2 protein-coding genes are annotated in these 4,979 nt (G+C 66.6%); both read right to left on the bottom strand.

Annotated elements, in window-relative coordinates; all coding sequences use genetic code 11:
* Positions 1–292: hypothetical protein (locus tag GRF61_RS23305; RefSeq protein WP_169153001.1), on the bottom strand; the 292-nt coding region annotated here is incomplete at its 3' end.
* The coding region (locus tag GRF61_RS23300; protein ID WP_169153000.1) for a non-ribosomal peptide synthetase at positions 289–4,979 on the bottom strand (4,691 nt) is incomplete at its 5' end. The genes GRF61_RS23305 and GRF61_RS23300, both read right to left, overlap by 4 nt.

Below are 4,979 nucleotides of genomic sequence, written 5' to 3'. Positions count from 1 at the left end.
CCGCGAAGCTTCCTTGCAGCGCATCCAGGTTCACCTCGCCCTTGAGCCGCAGGCCCCCGGAGATGTGGTACGCCGTGCTGGCACGGTCCAGTTCCCACAGGAACCATTGCCGACGTTGCGCGTAGGAGCCCGGACACTGAGAGCGCAAAGACTCACTTCTCCGCAGCACGGGAAAACGCTCCATGCCCAGGCCCCCGGCCCGGATTTTCTTGTAGACCGCCTGGCGCTGCGCCGGGCTGAGGCTGGAGAACCGCTCTGCGAGTTGCTGGAAATCTGCTTCCACGTTCATCATGCCGTCTCCAGGTCGTCGATGAAGGCATCGATTGAAGCGAGCATGTCCGCAACCGATTGCTCTTCTTCGCCCTGATTCAACGCCGATGCCATATCCATCAAGCGGGGATGGAGAAACACCTCGCGCAAACTCAAGCTCTGGTTCAGACGATCGCCCACCCGGGCAACGATCTGGATCGCCAGCAGCGAGTGCCCGCCGAGTTCGAAGAAGCTGTCCTGCCGACCGACCCGCTCCACCCCCAGCACTTCGGCCCAGATCGCCGCAAGCCGCTCTTCCACTTCGCCCTGCGGCGCCTCGTAATCCTGGCTGCTTCCCGCCTCCGCCTTCGGCAGCGCCTTGCGATCGATCTTGCCATTGGCGTTCAGCGGCAGACCATCGAGCACCATCAGCACCGAGGGCACCATGTAGTCCGGTAGCTGCTCGCCGAGCTTGGTGCGCAGTCCGGCGGTGTCGATCTCCTCGCCTGCCTGGGCCGAGACGTAGCCCACCAGCCGTGCGCCCCCCGGGCCTTCGTCGGCCACCACCACCGCTTCACGCACTTCCGGTTGGGCCAGCAGCTGCGCTTCCACTTCGCCCAGTTCGATGCGGAAGCCGCGGATCTTGACCTGGTGGTCTATCCGACCCAGGTACTCCAGTTCGCCTTCCGCGTTCCAGCGCACCAGGTCGCCGGTGCGGTACAGCCGCCCACCGGCTTCGTCGTAGGGGTCGGCGATGAAGCGCTCGGCACTCAGCCCGGGGCGGTTCAGGTAGCCGCGCGCAAGGCCAACGCCGCCCAGGTAGAGCTCGCCGGCAACGCCGGCCGGCGTCAGGTTCAGTTCGGTGTCCAGTACGTGGGCTTTGCGGTCTCCTACCGGTCGCCCTATGGGGACGTAGGCGTTTTGCAGGATGTCGTCACGCCGGCCTTCCCAGACGCAGGGGCTGATCACCGCTTCGGTCGGGCCGTAGGAGTTCACCAGGCGTTCGGGCATGAAGGCTTTGCAGGCGGTACGGTAGTTTTCCGCCGGCCAGGCTTCTCCACCGGCAATGCACAGTCTCACCGGGAGTCCGCTTTCGTCCTGGGTGGCGGCCAGTTCCCGCAGGTAGGCCGGCGGCAGGTGGAAGGCGGTGAGGCCCCGGGCGCGGGCTGCCGCGGTCAGCCGGGCTGTTTCCCGGTCTTCGGTCGCGAGCACGACGACAGCGCCGCCCGCAACCAGCGGAGATGCCCATTGGGAGACGGCGGCGTCGAAGCTGAGGGAGGCGAACTGCAGCAGGCGGTCGCTCGTGGAGAGGCCGAATTTGCCGATGACGGCTTGCAGATGCATGGCCAGGGGGGCGTGGGCGACGGCGACTGCTTTGGGCCGTCCGGTGGAGCCGGAGGTGTAGATCACATAGGCCAGGTTCTCTCCGCTCACCGGTACTTCGGGGTTGTGCGCCGGCTCGGCCGTCAGCGCCAGCGTGTCCAGTTCCAGGACAGTGAGTCCGCTCGGTAGCGGCAGCTGTGCCCGAAGCGCGCGCTGCGTGAGCAACAGCCCTATCCCGCTGTCTTCCATCATGTAGCCCAGCCGCTCCGCCGGGTACTCCGGGTCCAGCGGCACATACGCCCCGCCCGCCTTCAGGATGGCCAACAGGCCCACCACCATGTCCAAGGAGCGCTCCACCGCGATCCCCACCTTCACTTCCGGGCCGACGCCCAGCCCGGTCAGGTGGTGCGCGAGTTGGTTCGCCTGCCGGTTCAGCTCGCCGTAGCTCAGCTGCGCTTCACCGAAGATCACTGCCACCGCGTCCGGGTGGCTGGCCGCCTGCACTTCGATCAGCCGGTGGATCGGCGCCGCGCTTGCCGGGCGGTCGCCGTTTTGGCTCCAGTTTTGGAGTTGCTCGCGTTCCGCCGCGCTCAGCAGGGGGATCTCCGACAACGGTCGCTCCGAGGCCCCGGCCAAGGCCTCAACGATCGCGCTCAGCGCCTGCAACATGTAATCGCCCAGTCGCCGGGTTCCGGTCGGCCTCACCACCCGCACGACCAGATCGAATCCCTCCCCCAGATCGTCCACCGAGAGCGTGACCGGATAATTGGTCCTCTCCTCTCCACCAAGGGCTTCCAGGCCTTGCCAGGCATTGCCGTAGTCCTTTTTCCCCGAAGTGCCGTAGCGATAATTCAGCAACGCGGAGAACAATGGCGTCCCGCCCGGCAGACCGCTGCAGCGTTGCGCGAGCGCGAGGCTGGCATGCTCATGGTGCAGCAGGTCGCTCAATGTCCGGTGGGTCTGCTTCAGGCACTCCAGCACGCTGCCGGCCCTCAAGCGTATGCGCATCGGCAAGGTGTTGATGAACAAGCCCATCGCCTTGTCCGCCTGCGCGCCCCCCTGCATGCGGCCGAACAGCACTGTCCCGAACACGACGTCATTACGGCCAGCCACCACACCCAAGGCCATCGCCCATGCGAGATGGAACAGGCTGGCAGCGCTTACACCGCGACTTCGCGCGTGCTCCCTGATCGCCCGCGCAAGCGGTGCCGCCAGAGACAGACGGGTTTCCTCGACCCCGCTGCCGTCGCCCCGGACATCCAGCAGTCCAAATGGGGCCGTCGGCTCGACCACGTCTCCCAGCAGGCGGGTGAAGAAAGCCTGGTGTTCGGCCGCGCTCACGCCCAGCCTGGCCTGGGCGACGAAACGCCTGAATGGCACCGGCTCCAGCAGCTCGGCATTCCGGCCTTGCTGCAGCAGCGCGATCTCGCCCACCAGCAGCTCCAGCGTGGTGTGGTCCGATATCAGGTGGTGGCACGGCAAGACGAGCAGGCAGCGGTCGGGCTGCTGGACGGCAACCGCGTGAATCAACGGTGCCTTGCGCACATCGATCCGGTAATGGCCGAGAGCGACATATTCGTCCAGCCGCGCGCGCGCATCCTCTCCAGGTCCGATTTCGAGCCAATGGACCCGGACCTCCGCATGGCGCTGTACCACCTGGACCGGTTCGCGCAAGCCTTCCCACTGCACCCCGGTGCGCAGGATGTCGTGCCGCGCGACCACTTGGTTGAGGCTGGCGATAAAGCCCTCCAGGCGCGCCCGCTTATCGAAGCCGAGAAGCGTGCGGGCGATATAGGCATCGCCTTCACTCTGGATGAGGTGATGGAACAAGATGCCCTCTTGCAAGGGCGCCAGCGGGTAGATGTCCTGGATATTGGCGGCGCCTCCGGGTACGGCCGCTTCGATGCGGCCGATCTCTTCCTGGTCCAGGGTCACCAATGTCAGCATCCCCGGTGCGATCGCGGTGCAACCGGCCGGAATCCGGTTGGGCGGTACCGCCACTTCGGCCGGCTGCGGTTCGCTCTCCAGCGCGGCGGCAAACGCCGCCAGTTCCGGGTGCTGGAACAGACGCTTCACCGAGGCCGGCAGGCCTTGGCTGCGCAGCCGTTCCAGCAGCTTCAAGGCCAGCAGCGAGTGCCCGCCAAGTTCGAAGAAGCTGTCCCGTCTCCCGACCCGCTCCACCCCCAGCACTTCGGCCCAGATCGACGCCAGCCGTTCTTCCACTTCGCCCTGCGGCGCTTCGTAGGCTTGCGTGCAGCCCGCCTCCGCCTTCGGCAGCGCCTTGCGGTCTATCTTGCCGTTGGCGTTCAGCGGCAGACCGTCCAGCACCATCACCACCGACGGCACCATGTAGTCCGGCAGTTGCTCGCCGAGCTTGGTGCTCAGTTCGGCGGTGTCGATCTCCTCGCCTGCCTGGGCCGAGACGTAGCCCACCAGCCGGGCGCCTCCCGGGCCTTCGTCGGCCACCACCACCGCTTCACGCACTTCCGGCTGGGCCAGCAGCTGCGCTTCCACTTCGCCCAGTTCGATGCGGAAGCCGCGGATCTTGACCTGGTGGTCTATCCGGCCCAGGTACTCCAGTTCGCCTTCCGCGTTCCAGCGCACCAGGTCGCCGGTGCGGTACAGCCGGCCGCCGGCTTCGTCGTAGGGGTCGGCGATGAAGCGCTCGGCACTCAGGCCAGGGCGGTTCAGGTAGCCGCGCGCAAGGCCAACGCCGCCCAGGTACAGCTCACCGGCCACGCCTGCAGGCACCAGGCTCAAGTCGGTATCCAGTACATAGGCTTTGCGATCCCCCACCGGCTTGCCAATGGGGGCATAGGCGCTGGTGCAAGCCCTGCTGCCAGCGACCTTCCACACCAGCGGCGTGACGACCGCCTCGGTCGGCCCATAGCCGTTGATCAGCAACCCGGGCTTCAGGGTATGGCGGATGTTCTCGAAGCCTTCCCGTGGCATGGCTTCACCACCGAAGGAGTAGAGACGCACGGGCGGAGGCGTGTCCCACTGCGCCCCCTGTTCCGCCAACTGCCGCAGGTAGGCTGCGGGGAAGCCCGCATTGCTGATCCGGTGTTGCTGAAGCGCGGTGAGCGTCTGTTGGGCTGGCCACAGGCTGGCATCGCGCAGCACCAGCGCCGCGCCGCAGCTCAACGCGGTCAACAAGCGTTCGTGGGCGCCGTCAAAGGAGAAAGAGAGGAAGTGCAGCTCCCGGGAAGCCGGCCCCATCTCGTAGAGGATCGCCGTTTCCTGGCAATGCATGCTTAGCGGCCCGTGGGTGACGGCTACCCCCTTGGGCCGCCCGGTGGAGCCGGAGGTGTAGATCACGTAGGCCAGGTTCTCTCCACTCACCGGCACGTCGGGGTTGTGCTCTGCCTCCGCCGCCAGTGCCAGCGTGTCCAGCTCCAGCACCGTGA

The organism is Azoarcus sp. TTM-91 (genome assembly GCF_012911025.1).
In the GTDB taxonomy this organism is placed as follows: Bacteria; Pseudomonadota; Gammaproteobacteria; order Burkholderiales; family Rhodocyclaceae; genus Azoarcus.
Note: the sequence above shows the minus strand (reverse complement) of the source record. Positions and strands in the feature narration are given on the sequence as shown.